Origin of the sequence: Pseudomonas hunanensis (assembly GCF_013393325.1) — a bacterium.
GTDB classification, from domain to species: domain Bacteria; phylum Pseudomonadota; class Gammaproteobacteria; order Pseudomonadales; family Pseudomonadaceae; genus Aquipseudomonas; species Aquipseudomonas putida_P.
Genome location: NZ_QJRC01000098.1, coordinates 13,402 through 31,193 on the forward strand (window position 1 = coordinate 13,402; position 17,792 = coordinate 31,193).

A 17,792-nucleotide genomic window follows, 5' to 3' on the forward strand; every position below is an offset into this window, starting at 1 on the left:
ACCCGACACTTACCTACATGAGAAACGCAAACATGACCCGCCGCTTCAACCCCAGGCCTTTCACTGCGCCAGGCCTGCGCACCTGCCTGATGCTGGCTGCCCTGCTCGGTGGGCCCGGCGCCGCCTGTGCCAGCCAAGCCCATGATTACCACCTGCCGCAGGGTGACTTAGGCGAAACACTGACTCAGTTCGCTGCGCAGTCCGGCATCGTGCTGTCGTTCGACACGCACGTGACGCGCGGTAAACGTTCGCCGGCACTCGACGGGCGCTATGGCGTAGAGCAGGCCTTGCGAATGCTGCTGGGCGGTACCGGGTTGCAAGCCATACAGGAAAGTGACGGGCGCTATTCGCTGCTGTTGAACACCGGCGAGGGCGATGTGGTGGAGTTGGCACCCAGCCGCGTCGATGCCCTGGGGCTGGGTAACGTCACCGAGGGTACCGGTGCGTACACCACCGGTGGTTCTACCACTGCAACCAAGCTGCCACTGACCCTGCGTGAGACACCGCAGTCGGTCAGCGTGATCACTCGCCAGGTCATGGACGACCACGGCTCGCAAGACATCGGCGACGTGCTGCGCAACACGCCCGGGGTGTCAGTCCAGGCTTATGACAGCGAACGCATGGAGTACTCCGCACGCGGCTTTGCCATCACCAATTACCAGTACGATGGCATCAACACCATCTATGACGGGGTCTACGACGAGGGCGTAACCCATGTCGACATGGCCGCCTATGACCGTATCGAAGTCATCAAGGGCGCGACCGGCCTGATGACCGGCTCTGGCGACCCATCTGCCACGGTCAACCTGGTGCGCAAGAAGCCCACTCACGACTTCAAGGCGTCGATCACCGCCAGCGCCGGCTCCTGGGACAACTACCGCACCGAAGGTGACATTTCCGGTTCGCTCAACGACAGCGGTAGCGTGCGCGGCCGCCTGGTAGGTGCCTACCAGGACCGCAAGTCGTACCTGGACCACTACAAGCAGAAAAAGGACGTCTACTACGGCATTGTCGAAGCCGACCTGACACCCGACACGCTGCTGACATTCGGCATCGACAACCAGGCCACTACCCCGCGCGGGTCGTCCTGGACCGGCAACCCGACGTACTTCTCCGACGGCAGCCGCACCGGCTTTTCGCGCGCACACAACCCGGCAGCCGACTGGAGCCGTCGCGACTTCCAGTCCACCACCTACTTCAGCTCGCTGGAGCAGGCCCTGGTCAATGACTGGAAGGTCAAATTCAGCCTCAACCACATGATCAGCGATCACGACACACGCCTGGCTTCTGCCAGCGGCGGCAACCCGGACCCGGTCACCGGCGAAGGGATGTTCCTGTATTGGGGGCGCTGGGAAGGCCACCGCGTGCAAAACACCGCAGACTTGAATGTATCCGGGCCGTTCACCCTGTTCGGCCGCGAGCATGACCTGGTGGCAGGCTTCATGACCTCGCATTCGCGGCAGACCGGTGATACCTACGACGGCAGCGCATTCGAGAGGGTGCCCGGTTCCATCTTCGACTGGAACGGCAAACTGCCCGAGCAGCACTTCCCGAAAAACGGCGACTACACCACCACGCAAAGCCAGAACGGCGCCTATGTGGCCACCCGCCTGCGGCCGACCGACAAGCTTTCGGTCATCCTTGGCACCCGCGTCAGCACCTTCAAGTACAACGATGATGAAGACTATTACCCAACGTCTTCGCTGAGCGACACCCACGCGAGCTACAAGGAACACGGTGTGGTCACCCCCTACGCGGGCGTGGTCTACGACCTGGACGACACCTACTCGGCCTATGCCAGCTACACCTCCATTTACCAGCCGCAAGTGTACAAGGACATCAACGGCGCGACCTTGGCACCGGTGGAAGGCGATGGTTACGAAGCAGGTTTCAAGGCCGCCTGGTTCGATGGCCGGCTGAACGGCACCCTGGCGTTCTTCCGCATCGAGCAAGACAACGTCGCCTCCAACGTCGGCACCAACCCGGTAACCAATGAAGGCATCTACAAAGCTATCGACGGTGCAACCACCAAAGGTGTCGAACTGGAACTGGCCGGCGAACTGGCGCCCGGCTGGAACATCACCGCCGGCTATACCTATGCCCGTACCCGCGATGCCGACGACCAGCGGATATTCGGCTTCCCGTTGGCAACCACCAAGCCTGAACACGTAGTGCGGCTGTTCAATACCTACCGCCTGCCTGGTGTACTCGATCCGGTGACCGTAGGCGGCGGGCTGAGGTGGCAAAGCGGTTTCTATGGCAACATCTACAGCCCGGTCGCCAATGACTACACCCGCATCAAGCAAGGCGGCTACACCCTGGTCGACTTGATGGCCCGCTACCAGTACAACGAGCACCTGAGTTTTACGGTCAACGCCAACAACGTGTTCGACAAGGTCTACCTGACCGGGCTGGGCAACTTCGATACGACCTACTATGGCGAACCACGCAACCTGATGGTCACCACCCGCTGGGATTTCTGACCGGTCTGCGACTCAGCGCCCAGCCCGCCGGGCATCTACCAGTCCTGACACATTGGCTGCGGCCCCGGCAGGCTGGGGAATAGCGGTAGCACCTCTTGCGCCAGCTCCTGGAGGATGTCTGCCACAGGCCGTTGCGCCTTGTGAATGCCCAGCGCGGCATGGTTGACCCCTGCCGCCTGCCACTCGCCTAGCAAGTCGATCAGCCCCTGACGCCCGGTTTTCAACACGTAGCCGCCCTGCACGGGTGTGCGTGGAAAATGCGGGTCATCGACCAGGTCAATCCACTCGTTGGTCATGTGCGGGCGGAAGCCGCCGCCAGGGATTGCGGCACGCCAGGCGCGGACCTTCTCGGCCAGGCGCGTGCGCCCCATGGCATCGTGGGTGGCGTCCGGGTAGCTCAGCCAGCCGTCGGCATATTCGCCCAGCCACTCCAGGCTTTGTTGCGAACGGCCGGTAACCACCAACGGAATACGCCCACTCAGCGGCCTGGGCAACAGCTGGGCATCGCGCACCAACCCCAGAGGCGAGTCGATCGACGTGTGCCCCGCCAGCAATCGGCGCACATAGTCCACCGCCAGGGCAAAACGCTCGCCGCGCGCTTCATGGGCCAGGCCATAAGCGGGGAACTCAACGGCGCGGTCACCCGAGGCAATACCCAGCACCAGCCGCCCGCCCGACAGGCAGTCCAGTGTCGCCGCTGCTTTTGCCAGGTCGATGGGGTGACGCAAGGTGAAAATGGCACTACCGGTGGCCAGTGCTACGCGTTGGGTCTGAGCGGCCAGGAAGGCCAGGTAGGCGAATGGGTCGAACACCTGCCCAGCATCACCGAACGATGGGTCGAACAATGGCACGTCGCGCACCCACACGGCAGCGAAGCCCAGCCGGTCAATGGCCCGCACCTGTTCAGCCTGGCCCAGCAATACACGCATGTCGCCCTGGTAGGCGCGCAATGGCAGGAACACGCCCAGCGTCAGCCGCTGGGGGGCGAACATACGGCAGTAACCGGGGTGGTTGGCAAACGCGTTGGCATCGGCGCCGCGAGTAACAGCCGACAACGTCGGATCGTAAACGGACATTCTATCAATCCCTCAGAAAAACTAATGTTTGGCAGTTGATCCGAGCGTTATCCTATTCATCACTGGTTGGAATAAGAAACGATATGTTCTGCCATATAACTTTAGATTTTCTAAACACAGGAGCAGCCCATGGGCGCCGTCTTGCCCTTGCTTGCCTTGCGCGCGTTCACCGAAACAGCACGTCTTGGCACCTTGAAAGCCGCCGCCGAGCATATGGGGGTGACGCCGGGCGCGATTAGCCAGCAGATACGCCTGCTCGAGGAGCGCCTGGGCGTCACGCTGCTGGTACGCACCCGACAGGGCGTGCAACTGACCGACGCCGGCACCACGCTGTATCCGGGCTTGTCACGCGGCTTCGGGCAGATCGAAAGCGCCTTGGCCGAACTGCAAACCGTGGCCCGCACGCCCACCCTGACCGTCAGCACCGTGCCTGCCTTCGCCGCGACCTGGCTGGTACCGCGCCTGGGCGATTTCAATGCCCGCCACCCGGACATCGAGGTGCGGGTAGAGGCGTCAGCGAAGCTGGTGGACTTGCAACGCGACCGCGTCGATGTGGCGCTGCGTCATGGCCTGGGGCATTACCCTGGGCTGCAGAGCATCGCCCTGATGGCACCTGTGCTGTTGCCGGTGGCAAGCCCTGCGCTGCTGGCCAGCGGGCCAGCGATCGAAGCCCCCGCGGACTGCCTGTATTATCCGTTGCTGCAAGATGGCGAACGTGCCGACTGGCCCTTGTGGCTGCAGGCGCATGGTTGCACCGTGGATGGCCGCTGCAGCCGCGGCCCGAGCTTCGATGAAGACCTGCTGCTGTTGCGTGCGGCGCTGGCTGGGCAAGGTATTGCGCTGGTGCAGGACCACCACGCGCAAGAAGACCTGCGCAGCGGCAGGCTGGTGGTAGCGGTGGACAGGCCATGGCCGGCGCGGTTCGCCTACTATGCCGTGGCCCACCAGCAAGCACTGAAACGCCCGCAGGTGCGGGCGTTCATAGACTGGGTCACAGACCAGGCACTGGGCAAATGGTGAGGGCGAATTGCACCTCTTCCATTTACCCCGCCTGCACGATGATCTGGCTCTGCAGGTCGCGAATCATCGCCTCCAGGGCCGGTTTCATGGCCGTGAAGTCTTCTGGCGTGCAAACCACATCCGGTCGGCTGAACTTGAAATGCCGCTCCACCACCACCGCATTGCCATCCTGGGTGTAACGCGCGCTGTAGTCGACATTGCCATCGTGCACCTTCACAGGCTTGGGGATCGCCAGCACGTTGACCTGGGCCGGGAACTCGAAGCGCGACGTTTCCACCGTGTCGTTGGAAATGCACACAAAGCTCTGGCTGCGGTCCTTTTCCAGGGTGAAGCTGTACACATTCTGCGAGATACCGCCCGCCAGGCTGGTCAGGGTCGCCACGCCCACCGGCCCTGGCAGGTTGACCAGGTTTTCCGTGCGCCCGTCGACAGTGCTGACAAAATCGCCATTGCCCACGGGCGGCGCGACCTTGAACGAACCACTGCCGCGCTGGCCGTAGGCAGCCAGCACTTTTTCCACCAGCATGTCGCGGTCTGCCGGTTTCATCAGTTGCAAGCCAAAGCGGCTCATCTCGCTGGCCCAGCCCTTCACCGTGGAAACGTTGGTGAAGTCGGCGGCACCATCGGCCTTGACCTTGAACAGCAAATCACTGGAAACCTGGTTCAGCTGCATGGCCGGGGTTTTGCCGAACTCGCCGGTGGCCGTCAGCAGCACGCGCTTGTTCAGCACGGTCAACGGCAGGTAACCCGCCGCGATCGACGGGTCGGTCGAGTCCAGGTACAAGTCCAGGCTCGGCACATAGGTGATCACATGGTTCAGTACACCCAAGGTCGGCACTTTGGGGAACACATAGGCGTTGCCCTGGTTCACCAGCGCCGGTGTGCTCCTGATACCTGCCGCGCTCAGCAGCGCCTCCAGCAGCGCAACATGGTCCTTGCAGTCGCCGTAGCGGTTGTCCAGCACGGTTTGCGCGGCATGCGGCACCACCCCGCCAGCACCGACATACACCGCCACATAGCGGATATTCTGGCGCACCCAATCACTGAGGGTCAGGGCCTTTTCCCGGGCTGTGGGCACACCGGCGGTCAGGCGCTTCGCCAGCTCGCTGATCTGAGGGGTGACCTCGACCGTGGCCCTGGTCTGATAGGCCTGGGCGAAGTCCTTGAACCCTAAGAACGTCGACACTGCCAGGTAGTGGCCGTAATCCAGGTACGACACCGCCCCCGTCTCGATCCGCGCCCGCGCCCCCGGTACATAGTCCCAGCGATACACTGTACGGCCATCACTCGTGGCAGGCGGCGACGCCTTGAAACCACGGGCATCGGCCTGCAGCGGCATGCCCTGGGGCATCTCGTAGGTCAGCGAAAACTGCCCGACCGGGTAGAACTGCGGCACGGTGATGTCTTCGAACTGCCCAGGGAACAATGGCGTAGAGCGGTTACGTTGATAACGCAGCACCAGCCGGTCACCCACCGCAACCTCGGGGAAGATGACCACCTTGTTGACCGAGTCCTGGAACATCGGTGCCTGGGCAGACGCCTGCTCTTGCTGCTCCTTGATGTGCGCGGCATCCACCTGCACTTTGCGCCCGTCGGGCTTTTGCGTATAGGCCTCGACCACTTCCAGCGTTTCCAGTGACCGGTTGTAGCTCAACGGGTGCTGGGCATTGGTCTTGATGGCGCGGTCTTCGTTGATCAGCATGACGCTGTCGACATCCAGACGGAAGCTGCCGTCTTTCTGTACCACGAACGTCTGCGCGATCTTCTCCAGGGTGACGGAACGGTCGGTGCCGTCGGTGAAGGCGTGGGCATGGCTACACCAGGCCAGGGTTACAGGCAGCAGAACAGCTGCCAGACGGAGCATTTTCAGCATGGAGATCCTTCTCGATCAGCGGTTTACAATCGACAATGATACGCATTGTCACCGCATGATGGCAAAGTGACTGCATGCACTACCCTTGCATGGCCAGTTCGGCCAGTACTTCGGATGAGGTGGTGACCTGCCGAAAATGGTGCTTCCACAGGTCGATACCGAGCTTGCCCGAGCGGTCCAGCGAAGACCCTACCGTCATGTCTGTCACCAGCGTTGGCATCAACCCTGCGTCGAACAGGGCGAAGCCTGCGGCCAGCACACAGGTTTCGGTCTGCAACCCACACACCAGCACCCGTTCCACACCCAATTGCCGAATGTACTCAATCGCCTCGGCACGTTGCCCGTAGCCATGCTTGACGAATACCTGGTCGGCCTCGACCAGGCTTTCGTCCTCGGCGGCCGGGTGCCAGCCGAGCTGGCGCTCGAACGGCGTGACCTGTTCATCATGCAACTCGACCGAGGCAATGGTGGGGATGTTGGCCGACAAACGCCGCAGGCCATCGACCAGCCACTCGGGTGGGCTGAAGGTGGATTGGACATCGACGATGAGCAAAACCTGGCGCATAGCGTACTCCGGCCATAGGCAAATGGCGCGGAGTATAACGCGTGGCGCCGGGGCTTGATCACCAGTCGTAGGTCATCTCTACCGACGCTACCCGCTCCTGCCCGTAGTAGCAGCCAAATGCGTAGTTGCAGTCCGATACGTACTCGCGGTCGAAGATGTTCTGCACATTCACGCTGGCCTGCAGGCCACGCAGGCTTGGGTCGAGTTTGCCCAGGTCGTAGCTGACGGTAGCGTCATACACGGCATAAGCCGGCACATCGAAGGTATTGGCCGAGTTGCCCGGCTTGCGGCCGGTGTAACGGGCACCGGCGCCAAAGGTCAGGCCATTGAGCATGGCCTGGGTGAAGTGATAGTCCACCCACAGCGAGGCAGACACCGGGGCCTGCGACTCGTTGCGGTTGCCCTGGTCGCCATAGGTACTCTTGGTATAGAACGAGTCGATGTAGGTGGCAGCGGCCAGGACATCAACGTTCTCGATGCTGGATTTGAGCTCCAGCTCCACCCCACGCGAACGCACCTCGCCATTTTGCGACTCGTACTGCGGGTACTCGGTATCGCCGGTCAGCACGTTTTTCTGCTTCACCTGAAACACCGAGGCCGTGAACAAGGTGCCCTCGAACGGCTGATACTTCAGCCCCACTTCGTATTGCTCGCCCTCAGTGGGCTCGAACGCCTTGCCGCCACGCTCTGGGGCCGCCGTGCCCAAGGTTGGCAAGAACGACTGGGAATAGCTGACATAGGGTGCCAGGCCAAACTCGGTGACATAGGTGAGGCCGATGCGCCCGGTGAACTTGCTGTCACGCTGGGAAGCAATGCTGTGCGCCAACAAGTCTTTGTTGTCGATTTCGGCCCAGTCCTGGCGCCCGCCTACGGTCAGGATCCAGTTGTCCAGCTTGATCTGGTCCTGCAGGTAAACCCCGGTCTGGCGCACGGTATTGTCCCAACGGGTATCCAGTACCGGGGTGATGCTGCTGGTGTCGAAGTTGTTCTTGCCATAGAGATCGACGGGCAGCACGTTGTAGGCGTTATAGCCATCGTACTTGCGCGTGAAGTGACGGTAGTCCACGCCTGCCAGCGCGGTGTGCTGCAAGGCCCCTGTATTGAACTTGTATTCCAGGTTGTTATCGACGGTGTACGAAATATTGTGCTGGCGCCAGTCGAGCTTCACCCGGTTGGCGCGGGTGTAGTCCACCCCATCGCCCTCTGTCACGAAACTGCGCAGGTAAAAGCCTTTGTAGCGGTCACGGACATCGGTGTAGCGCGCGGTAGAGCGAAATGCCAGCTCGTCACTGAAACGGTGGTTGAAGTCGTAGCCGAAAATGTACTGGTTGCGTTTGTAATCGTTGTAATGCGAGTCGCCCGAGAAGAAGTCCCGGTCGATATGCTGGCCTGTCGGGCCACGCTTGAGCGAACCGATCATCGGCAGCGTCTGGTAGTCGGGCAAGCCATCGTCACGCTGAACCTGAGCGAGCAACGTCAGCGAGGTGTCTTCATTCGGCGCCCAGGTTAGGCTGGGTGCCAGTAGCAAGCGCTCGCTGTGGGCATGGGCGACCATTTCGTTGCCTTTGTCGGCAACGCCGACCAGGCGATAGGTGAAGACCTTCTGCTCGTCCAGCGGGCCGCTGGTATCGAAGGCACCGTTGACCCGGTTGTAGCTACCGGCGCCCAGCTTTACCTGGCTACGTTGCTCGCGGGTCGGGCGCTTGGAGACCATGTTGATCAGCCCGCCCGGCTGGTTTTGCCCGTACAGCACCGACGATGGGCCTTTGAGCACCTCGATACGCTCCAGCGTGTAGGGGTCGATCTGGGGGGCACCGCCCAGGCTGCCGGCGTACGGCAAGTAGGCGCCGTCCAGATACAACGGGGTCGGGGCAAAGCCACGGCTGGTGATTTCGTCGGCAATGCTGTTGCGGTCGGTGAAGCCGCCGGTGGCCAGGCCCGGGGTATAGCGCAGCGCCTGGGTCAGGTTGCGCGCCCCTTGCGCCTGCACCTGGTCGGCGGTGATCACGTTGATGGCCTGGGGGATTTCCAGAATCGGCGTGTCGGTCTTGGTGCCGGTCGCGCTGCGGCTGGCGACGTAGCCGCTTACCGGCCCATAGGCGGACTCAACGGCCGTGCCGGTAACGCTGGTGGTATCGAGCTGCAAGGTGGAATCATCACCCACCATGGGCAGCAGCGAGTAGCTGCCACTGCCCTGCTTCAGCACCTGCAATCGGCTGCCGGCCAGCAACTGGCGCAGGCCCGCATCGGCGCTGTAACGGCCGTGCAGCCCAGGCGAATGCAGCGCCTGCACCGATGACGGCTCGAACGACAGCGTCACAGCGGCGGCCGAGGCAAATTGCGTGAGTGCCGTGCCAAGCGTGCCAGCGGGTATGTCGAAGCGCATTTCAGCCTGGGTCTGGGCAACGGCAGGTTGAGCGATCATCGCCGTTGCCAGCGGGGTCGCCAACGCCACGCTGAACAGCGCGCGATGCACGGCCCGCGCCAGGCTGGCTTTGGTCGGGTTGATCGGGAGAGTACGGTTGCATTCGTTGACAGCGAGCATGCGGTTTCCTTTCGCCCTGCGGCAGTTTTTTCAGTGCGCTTGGTGCGCGTCTACCTACAAGTCGAACGAGAACGAAAATCGATAACCCCTCTGACAAAAAAACAAGGACAGGTTTCAGGCCGCCTCGACACGCGTCCAGTAGCGGCTGAAGCGACGAATACGCACAGGTAACGTGGTGGTGAGGTTTTCCAGGACACTGTCGATGTCGCTCAAATGAAACGCCCCGGACAACCGCAAATCACTGACGGCCGCATCACAGCCCAGGTACCCAGGGCGATACCGCTGCAGCTCGCTGACAACATCGGCAAGGCGCCAGTCATCCACGACCAACATTTCACGGGCCCAGGCGTCTGCCATGGCCGCAGCCGGTGTCAGGGCACCGATCTCTTCCAGGCGAAATGCCAATTGCTGGCCTGCGCCTACCCGCACCACCGCCGCGCCACGTGCGCTGCGAACTTCCACGGCATGTTCCAGCACGCAAACCCGGCTGGTCTCGCTGTCGCAGCGCACCGTAAAGCGTGTTCCTAGCGCGCGGACACTGCCCTGCCTGGTGTGCACGATGAACGGGCGAGACAATGCATCCGGCACGGTTTGCACCAGGATTTCACCCTTGAGCAATTCAAGTGCGCGAATGTCGGCGGTATAGCGAACGTTGACAGCCGTGTCGGTGTTCAACTGCAGTTGGCTGCCGTCGTCCAGTTGCAATGAACGGCGCTTGCCAACGCCAGTGCTCAAGTCAGCCATCAAGCTGGCAACGCCACCTTCGCGCAATGCCAGCCCACCTGCCGCGCCCGCCATCAGCAGCACCGACAGTACTTTGAGCACCTCACGCCGTTTGGCCCTGGCACTGTTCAACATGGGCCGCGCGATACCCGGCGCAACCTGCTGCAGCGTGCCCTGCAAACGCCCCAGGCGCTCCCAGGCCTGCTGGTGCCGCGGGTCACTCAGCAGCCAGCGCCGATGTGCCGCTCGCGTGGCCTCGTCAGCCTCGCAGCGCAGCTCGACGTACCAGCGTGCGGCAGCCTCCAGCGTGTTGCGATCCAAGGGGTCTGCACCTGTCACCGGTCACGCCTCAGCCAGCAGCAGGCAATGAGTCAGCGCCCGCACTGCATGCTTTTTGACGGTGGTAAGCGACACATTCAGGCGCCTTGCGATTTCCACATAGCTCAAGCCATCGAGCTGGGCCATCAGGAAGATTTCGCGAGTGCGTGTGCCCAGGCCGTCGAGCAGGCGATCGATCTCCATCAAGGTCTCGATGATCAGCAGGCGCGCCTCGGGCGAAACCTCTACCAGCTCGGGCCGTGTCGCCAGGGTTTCCAGGTAAGCCTGCTCCAGTGCCCGTCGCCGGAACATGTCAATCATCAGGCTGCGGGCCACGCTGCTCAAATAGGCCCGTGGCTGTCGCAGCTCAGCGGCCTTGCGCAGGGTCAGCACCCGGATGAAAGTGTCCTGGGCCAGGTCGGCGGCATGCTCCACACAACCGAGCTTGCCGCGCAGCCACCCGCACAGCCAGGAATGATGGTCCTCGTAAAGTGTGTGCACGGCTTTTTGCAGGGAAGGGTCAGCGCAGGGCATGGGTTGAACCGATCAGAACGTCTTTAATAATGACTCTCATTTAACCCGAGTCTTGCAGGGCTTAGCAATCGTATCTCGCCATCAGATAGTGTTGCCGTGTTCATCAGCCCTGGCCTACCATTGCGAAAAATTCTCATATGAGACCTTGTCGCATAGCGTAAGGATGCCCCGATGTCGCGTCTCGACCCCGCTTACAGCCAGCAGATTCACACCTATTACACCAACCACCACGGCTGGATACGCGGCTGGCTGCACAAGCGCCTGGGCAATGCCAGTGATGCCGCCGACCTGGCCCATGACGTGTTCGTGCGCCTGCTGAGCAAGCCGCAGCAATTCCAGACCGAGCAGCACGCGCGCGCCTACCTGAGCACCGTCACCCGCCATCTGTGCATCGATTTCTGGCGCCGTCAGCACCTGCAGCAGGCTTGGCTGGAGGCCTTGGCCGCCCTGCCCGAACCCTTGGCACCCAGCGAGGAAGAGCGTGCACTGGTGTTCGAGGCACTCGAGCAGGTGCAGCGAATGCTCGCGCGATTGCCGGACAAGGTCTGCCAGGCCTTTCTGCTGGCCCACGTACAGGGCCTGGGCTACCGGGAAATCGCCAGGCAGCTGCAGGTTTCCGAACGCAGCGTGACCAAGTACATGGCCCAGGCGATGTACCAGTGCCTGCTGCTGGAACTGGACCTGCCATGAACGCCAGCGAGCGCCCGGACCACGCCACCTTGCAGGCAGCCGCCAACTGGTATGCGCAGTTGCTTGCCGCCCCGCAAGACCTGCAATTGCAGTTGCGCTGGCAGAAATGGCTCGGGACTGCACACGCCAACCAGGTGGCATGGGACCATGTGCAACGCATCAGTCAGCGTTTCTCACCGCTGAAACTACAGGCCGACGCCTCACTGCAGGCACTGGGCAGCGTGCGCCGCACCGACCTCGACCGCCGTCGCGCGGTTGGACTGCTCGGTTTGCTGTGCGGCGGCAGCCTGCTGGCCTTGGCCGGCTGGCGCCTACCTGCCGCCAGGCGACAGCTGCAGGCACTCAGCGCCGACCAGCGCACCGGCACCGGCGAAGTGCGCAGCCTGCGCCTGCCGGACGGCGGCCAACTGTGGCTGAACAGTGCCACCGCATTGAACATCGACTACCGCGCCAACCTGCGCCGCCTGGAGCTGCTGGCCGGTGAAGCACTGGTAGAAACCGCCCATGACAGCCGGCCATTCGTGATCGACACCCGTCACGGCCGCCTGCAAGCGTTGGGCACCCGCTTCAGCGTCTGGCAACGCGACCAGGCCGCACGCCTGAGCGTGTTCGACGGTGCCGTGCGCCTTCACCCCGCAGATGGCGCAGGCAGCCTGGTGGTTGCGGCAGGATGGCAAGCGGATTTCGACCGCCATGGCGCACAACCGCCCCGTGCGGTGGACGAGTCGCGCCAGGCCTGGCGCGATGGCCGTCTGTTGGCCAACGACATCAGCCTTAGCGAGTTCAGCGAACAACTGCGTGCCTACCTGCCCGGTCATCTCGGTGTTGCTCCACAAGTGCAGGCGCTGCGGGTGATGGGCAACTTCCCAGCCAATGACCCGGAACGCACCCTGGCCATGCTCGAAAGCGCCCTGCCGATCAAGGTGCGCAAGACCTTGCCTTGGTGGTACAGCATCGAGCCACGCTGAACCCACCGTTTTTTTGCGCAGGGGTGTTCCGGTTTTACCCGGCTCGTTCGGATTAGCAGATGAACACCCAGCTTCATCTGCCCCCACAAGGAACACCCATGCCCCTGCTCCCGTTTACCTTGCGCCCTCTGCTGCTGGCTCTGCCGTTGCTGATCGCCACCCCGGTGATGGCCGACGACAGCCCGCGCCGCTACGACCTGCCATCCGGCCCGCTGGCCCAGCAGCTCAACCGCCTGGCCAGTGCGGCCGGTATCTACATTGTCGGCGATGGCGTGCTCAGCCAAGGCAAGGCCAGCGCCCCGCTGCAAGGCGAATTCACCCCCGAACAGGCCCTGGAACGCATGTTGCTGGGCAGTGGCCTGATCGCCGTGCCCAGCGGCGAACGCCAGTATCGGCTGCAACCTGCGGCACAAGGTGCGGGCCTGCAACTGGCACCCACCAGCGTCGATGCCTATCGCGACAGCGCCTACGGTGCCGTGAACGGCTACCTGGCCACCCGCGCCAGCAGCGCCAGCAAGACCGACAGCGCGCTGCTGGAAACCCCCGCCTCGGTGTCGGTGGTGACCCGTGACCGGATCAAGGCCCAAGGTGCACAGACCGTTACCGAAGCCTTGAGCTACACCGCTGGCGTGCACGCCAACGTCGCTGGCAACAACCCCACCGACAACACCTTGATGGTGCGTGGTTTCCAGCAGATCAACAGCGATGCCTACACCGACGGCCTGCGCAACAACAACATTGGCTATTACGCGCCGGAGCCGTTTGGCCTGGAGCGCATCGAGGTACTCAAAGGGCCGGCGTCGGTTATCTACGGCCAGGGCGAGCCTGGCGGCATGATCAACCTGGTCTCGAAAAAACCATTGTTTGCAGCCCACCGTGAAGTCGGTCTGTCGCTCGGCAATCACGACCGCCAGCAACTGAGCCTGGATGTCGGCGACCTGCTCGACAGCCAGGGCACCCTGGCCTACCGCCTGGTGATGCTCGGCCGTGATGCCGACAACGAGATCGACGGTATCAAGGACGACCGCCAGTACGTCGCGCCCAGCCTGACCTGGGCACCGAATGAAGACACCAGCCTGACCCTGCTGGCGTCGTACCAGAAAAACACCAACCTGTTCACCTCGAACATGGCCTACTCCCTGTTCGACGGCTCCAACCCCAACGGCCGCGTACCCCGCCACCGCTCGCTGAACGAGCCGGGCTTCGACCGCGAGCAGTCAGAGATGAACAACCTGGGCTATGAGCTGAGCCATCGCATCAACGACACCTTCAGCTTCCGCCAGAACTTACGCTACAGCCACATGCACGGCTATCAGGATCAACTGTTTCGCAACAGCGGTGTGATCAATGGCAACACCCTGGCCCGCTATTACGAGCTGCGCGATTACAACAGCGACAACTACACCCTGGACAACCAACTGCTGGCCAATTTCAACACCGGCCCATTGCGCCAGGACCTGTTGCTGGGTGCCGACTACCTGCGCGGCCACCGCAGCCAGGACGTGCAGCACGGCGACGCGCCATCGATCAACATCTACAACCCGGTGCGCGGTGTAACGATCGACACTTCCCGCTACACCTCACTGCTGTCCACCGCCCGCGACGACCGTCAGGTCGGGCTGTACCTGCAGGATCAATTGCACCTCGACAACTGGGTCGCCACCCTTGGCGTGCGTCACGACTGGGCGCGCCAGGACAGCACCAATCGCATCAATGGCAGCCACCAGGTGATCACCGACGAGGCCACCACTGCCCGCGCGTCGTTCGGCTACAGCTTCGACATGGGCCTGTTCCCCTACGTGAGCTACAGCGAGTCGTTCAAACTGGCCAGTGGCAACAGTTTCGACGGTTCCCCGTTCGAACCGGAAACAGCCAAGCAATACGAAGTGGGCATCAAGTACCAACCGCCAGGCAGCGAAAACTACATCACCGTGGCAGCCTTCGACCTGCGCCGGCAGAACGTGGCCACGACCGATGTCGAGCACCCGGGCTTCAGCGTGCAGCAGGGTGAAGTGACCTCGCGCGGGGTGGAGCTGGAAGGCGTAGCCAAACCGCTGCCGGGGCTGAACCTGATCACCGCGTATACCTACAACGATGTCGAGGTAACCAAGGACAACCCGAACGCGCTGGGCGTCAGCAACAAGGGAAATGCACCGGTGCGGGTCCCACGTCATCTGGCCTCGCTGTGGGTCGACTACACCCTGCAGGGCGGGCCATTGGCCGGGCTTAGCGGCGGCCTTGGCGTGCGCTACACCGGCGCCACCTCTGGCGATGCGCAGAACACTTTCGAAGTGCCTGGCTACACCTTGGTCGATGCCATGCTGTCTTACGACTTCGGCAAGGCCAACAACGGCCTGCAGGGCTTGTCGGCGCAGCTCAATGTGAAAAACCTGACCGACAAGTACTACGTGGCCGGCTGCTTCGCCACCGTAGCCTGCCTGTTGGGAACGGGGCGCACCGTAACCGCCGACCTGACCTATCGCTGGTAGCTGGGTACGCCGCCGAACTTGCGGGAGCGGGCTTGCCCGCGATAAGTGCGCGGCAGCCCCAACACAGGCACCTCATGCCTTCGACAGTTCGCCAATCTTTTCCAGCCGCGCCCGCACAATGTTACGGCTGATGTTCAGCAAGCGCCCCGTCTGCAACTGGTTGCCGTGACAGTATCGATACGCCGCCCTGAACACTGTCTCCTCGATATGCTCATACAGGTTCGGCACATTCTGCTCGAACAACGCCAGCAACGCACTTTCCAGGTCAGGTGGTGCCGCGCTGGCTGTCGGCAAGTAGGCATGTGCAACCGGCGCCGCTACCTGTGGCCGCATATCGACCAGGTGCAGGTCCGCCGGTGCCACCACCTGATACCGGCACACCAGCAACGCATGGTGAATGGCGTTTTCCAGCTCGCGGATGTTGCCCGGCCAGCTATGCGCCAGCAATTTGCGTTCGGCATCCGGGCTCAACGAGGCACGCTCGTAACCCAGGCGTCGGCAATGCTCCTCGATGAAGAATTCCGCGAGCGGCAGGATGTCCCCCGGTCGCTCTCGCAGCGGCGGCAAGCGAATCGTGGCGACATGCAGGCGGTAGAACAGGTCTTCACGAAAATGCCCCGCCACCACTGCATCAGCCAGGTTCACGTTGGTCGCTGCCACCAGCCGCACGTTGATCGGGATCGGCGTGCGTGAGCCCAGGCGCACCACTTCACGCTCCTGCAGCACCCGCAACAACTTCACCTGCATGTTCAGCGGCAAGTCGCCAATTTCATCGAGGAACAGCGTGCCGCCGTTGGCTGCTTCGAACCAGCCGGCCTTGTTGCTGGTGGCGCCGGTGAACGCGCCTTTTTCGTGGCCGAACAGCTCGCTTTCCACCAGGGTTTCGGCAAAGGCACCGCAGTTAACCGCCACGAATGGCTCACGCCCGCGGCGGCTTAGGTGGTGGATGTGACGGGCGACCAGCTCTTTGCCGGTGCCGGTTTCGCCGATGATCAGGGTGTTGGCCTCGCTGGGCGCCAGGCGCTCGATGCGGCTGAGCAGCTCCTGGGAGCGCGGGTCCTTGAACACGAGCACGGTGGCACGTACCGACTTGGTCAGCTCGCGGGCATTGGGGTGGGTGATCAGCGACATAGGGGCATTCCTGGCAGTTGACGCGCAGGCCAATAGTGCATGAAACAAATTAGATCAAAAAATTATTAATTAATATTTATATATTCGAATTGGAAATATTCGATTTTTCAGCAGCCCATTGCTGCCACAGCAGCAACCCGCCAGCACTCGCCTGCCCGCCGGCCAGCAGGCCCGGCCCGCCGCACGCAGCCTAACCCTGGCTGAAAGCCCCACCACGCATGGTCTGCAGCCAATTTTCGAAGGGCTGGCATGCATTTCGCTCCTGGCCTGTAGAACCTTTGCCTGGAGCTGCACATGAACAATCCCTGGCGTCATGCCCTTGCTCTGTTGGGCGGCCTGTTCCTCAGCCTGGCTGCGCTGGCAGCCGAGCCACCGGCGGCGGTGCGCATTGCCATCGTCGCCTTCACCCAGGGCGGGGCGCCGGTGTTCGGCGGCATCCCCGGCCGGGTGATCGAGGAAGGCTGGCTGGAACAGCAACTGGCCGCCCGCGGCGTGAAACTGCAATGGACCGCCCTGCCCCATGCCGGCGCCGGGCCACAGATCAACGAAGGCTTCAGCAACGACAGCCTGGACTTTGCCGTGCGTGGCGACCTGCCTTCGGTCATCGCCGGGGCTGGCCAGGTGCCGGGCAAGCTGGTGGTGCCGGGCGGTAGCGGCAACAACATCTACCTGGTGGTGCCGAGCAATTCCACTGTGCGCAGCATCCAGGACCTCAAGGGCAAACGCCTGGCCCTGCACCGTGGTCGCCCGTGGGAGTTCGCCTTCAGCAACTTCCTCGAAAGCCAAGGCCTGAAACTGAGTGATTTCAAGATCGCCAACCTCAACCCGCAAGTGGGCGCCGCTGCGGTTTCCGCCGGCAAGGTCGATGCCGCCGTGTTGCTCAACGAAGCCTATGCCCTGGAAGACAAAGGCGTGGCGCGCATTCTCTGGTCGACCAAGCAAGGCGCCAATGATTGGCGGCTGGTCTCGGACCTGTGGGGCACCGACCGCTTCGTGCAGCAGCACGCCGACCTGACGCAACTGGTGGCCACCGCCTGGGTGCGCGCGGCCTGGTGGATTTCCCAGGAACAGAACCGCGACGCCTACTACGCGCTGTCATCGCGCGCGGGGGTCAGTGAAAGCGTGCTACGCCGTGACGACCAGGACGACCCCGTGGCCTGGCAAGCGCGCTGGGCGCCAAAAAGCGATGCGCAGCTTAAAACCCATTACGACGCCCTGGGCCAGTACGCACTGGCCAACCGGCTGATTCGCACGCCCTACGACATTACCAGCGACCTGGCCACGGGCTTTACCCGCCAGGCCTTGATCGACTTGCAAATGACCCATTACTGGCCGTCCCTCGACGCCCAGATCAGCCAACAACCTTGAGAGCCTTTC

13 protein-coding genes are annotated in these 17,792 nt (G+C 62.6%); 6 read left to right on the forward strand and 7 right to left on the reverse strand.

Annotated features, from left to right (window positions below):
• Positions 1–32: 32 nt before the first annotated feature.
• Positions 33–2,483, forward strand: a complete 2,451-nt coding sequence (locus tag DM807_RS21785) for a TonB-dependent siderophore receptor (RefSeq protein WP_179027908.1) — start codon at positions 33–35, stop codon at positions 2,481–2,483.
• 35 nt (positions 2,484–2,518) lie between these two features.
• Here DM807_RS21785 and DM807_RS21790 read toward each other — a convergent pair whose 3' ends face one another.
• On the reverse strand, positions 2,519–3,538 hold the full coding sequence (locus DM807_RS21790; RefSeq protein WP_244965084.1) for an LLM class oxidoreductase: 1,020 nt from the start codon (positions 3,536–3,538) through the stop codon (positions 2,519–2,521).
• A gap of 150 nt (positions 3,539–3,688) precedes the next feature.
• Between DM807_RS21790 and DM807_RS21795 the strand changes: the two genes are divergently transcribed.
• Complete coding sequence (locus DM807_RS21795; protein WP_012272940.1) at positions 3,689–4,579, forward strand: LysR substrate-binding domain-containing protein; 891 nt, start codon at positions 3,689–3,691, stop codon at positions 4,577–4,579.
• Positions 4,580–4,601: 22 nt separating this feature from the next.
• Here DM807_RS21795 and DM807_RS21800 read toward each other — a convergent pair whose 3' ends face one another.
• From DM807_RS21800 to DM807_RS21820, 5 genes are all read right to left on the reverse strand, one after another.
• Complete coding sequence (locus tag DM807_RS21800; RefSeq protein ID WP_179027910.1) at positions 4,602–6,452, reverse strand: DUF3857 domain-containing transglutaminase family protein; 1,851 nt, start codon at positions 6,450–6,452, stop codon at positions 4,602–4,604.
• Between the two features lie 79 nt (positions 6,453–6,531).
• Complete coding sequence (locus tag DM807_RS21805) at positions 6,532–7,017, reverse strand: cysteine hydrolase family protein (RefSeq protein ID WP_012272942.1); 486 nt, start codon at positions 7,015–7,017, stop codon at positions 6,532–6,534.
• 58 nt (positions 7,018–7,075) lie between these two features.
• On the reverse strand, positions 7,076–9,562 hold the full coding sequence (locus tag DM807_RS21810; protein ID WP_179027911.1) for a TonB-dependent siderophore receptor: 2,487 nt from the start codon (positions 9,560–9,562) through the stop codon (positions 7,076–7,078).
• A 114-nt stretch (positions 9,563–9,676) separates the two neighbouring features.
• Positions 9,677–10,624 (reverse strand): FecR domain-containing protein, encoded by a 948-nt coding sequence (locus DM807_RS21815; protein WP_060492910.1) that lies wholly within the window; start codon positions 10,622–10,624, stop codon positions 9,677–9,679.
• A 3-nt stretch (positions 10,625–10,627) separates the two neighbouring features.
• Positions 10,628–11,137 carry a sigma-70 family RNA polymerase sigma factor gene (locus DM807_RS21820; RefSeq protein ID WP_012272945.1) on the reverse strand — a complete coding sequence of 170 codons (510 nt, stop codon included), beginning with the start codon at positions 11,135–11,137 and terminating at the stop codon, positions 10,628–10,630.
• A gap of 171 nt (positions 11,138–11,308) precedes the next feature.
• Between DM807_RS21820 and DM807_RS21825 the strand changes: the two genes are divergently transcribed.
• The 3 genes from DM807_RS21825 (at position 11,309) to DM807_RS21835 (ending at position 15,284) form a co-directional block, all read left to right on the forward strand.
• Positions 11,309–11,827, forward strand: coding sequence for a sigma-70 family RNA polymerase sigma factor (locus DM807_RS21825; RefSeq protein WP_060492911.1), 519 nt, complete (start codon positions 11,309–11,311; stop codon positions 11,825–11,827).
• Positions 11,824–12,795, forward strand: coding sequence for a FecR family protein (locus tag DM807_RS21830; RefSeq protein WP_179027912.1), 972 nt, complete (start codon positions 11,824–11,826; stop codon positions 12,793–12,795). The genes DM807_RS21825 and DM807_RS21830 overlap by 4 nt, the downstream gene beginning before the upstream one ends.
• 98 nt (positions 12,796–12,893) lie before the next feature.
• Positions 12,894–15,284 carry a TonB-dependent siderophore receptor gene (locus tag DM807_RS21835; RefSeq protein ID WP_179027913.1) on the forward strand — a complete coding sequence of 797 codons (2,391 nt, stop codon included), beginning with the start codon at positions 12,894–12,896 and terminating at the stop codon, positions 15,282–15,284.
• A gap of 72 nt (positions 15,285–15,356) precedes the next feature.
• On the opposite strand, the gene DM807_RS21840 is transcribed toward DM807_RS21835, so the two are convergent.
• Positions 15,357–16,415, reverse strand: a complete 1,059-nt coding sequence (locus DM807_RS21840) for a sigma-54 interaction domain-containing protein (protein ID WP_012272949.1) — start codon at positions 16,413–16,415, stop codon at positions 15,357–15,359.
• 294 nt (positions 16,416–16,709) lie between these two features.
• On the opposite strand from DM807_RS21840, the gene DM807_RS21845 reads away from it, so the two are divergent.
• Entirely contained in the window at positions 16,710–17,783 is a 1,074-nt protein-coding gene (locus DM807_RS21845) for an ABC transporter substrate-binding protein (protein WP_179027914.1), read from the forward strand.
• Positions 17,784–17,792: the final 9 nt, after the last annotated feature.

Bases quoted from the DNA above. Each gene is read 5' to 3' on its own strand.
- DM807_RS21835 (WP_179027913.1), top strand. From the start codon at position 12,894: ATGCCCCTGCTCCCGTTTACCTTGCGCCCTCTGCTGCTGGCTCTGCCG.
- DM807_RS21785 (WP_179027908.1), top strand. From the start codon at position 33: ATGACCCGCCGCTTCAACCCCAGGCCTTTCACTGCGCCAGGCCTGCGC.
- DM807_RS21825 (WP_060492911.1), top strand. From the start codon at position 11,309: ATGTCGCGTCTCGACCCCGCTTACAGCCAGCAGATTCACACCTATTAC.
- DM807_RS21830 (WP_179027912.1), top strand. From the start codon at position 11,824: ATGAACGCCAGCGAGCGCCCGGACCACGCCACCTTGCAGGCAGCCGCC.
- DM807_RS21805 (WP_012272942.1), bottom strand. From the start codon at position 7,017: ATGCGCCAGGTTTTGCTCATCGTCGATGTCCAATCCACCTTCAGCCCA.
- DM807_RS21845 (WP_179027914.1), top strand. From the start codon at position 16,710: ATGAACAATCCCTGGCGTCATGCCCTTGCTCTGTTGGGCGGCCTGTTC.
- DM807_RS21795 (WP_012272940.1), top strand. From the start codon at position 3,689: ATGGGCGCCGTCTTGCCCTTGCTTGCCTTGCGCGCGTTCACCGAAACA.
- DM807_RS21800 (WP_179027910.1), bottom strand. From the start codon at position 6,452: ATGCTGAAAATGCTCCGTCTGGCAGCTGTTCTGCTGCCTGTAACCCTG.
- DM807_RS21840 (WP_012272949.1), bottom strand. From the start codon at position 16,415: ATGTCGCTGATCACCCACCCCAATGCCCGCGAGCTGACCAAGTCGGTA.
- DM807_RS21820 (WP_012272945.1), bottom strand. From the start codon at position 11,137: ATGCCCTGCGCTGACCCTTCCCTGCAAAAAGCCGTGCACACACTTTAC.
- DM807_RS21810 (WP_179027911.1), bottom strand. From the start codon at position 9,562: ATGCTCGCTGTCAACGAATGCAACCGTACTCTCCCGATCAACCCGACC.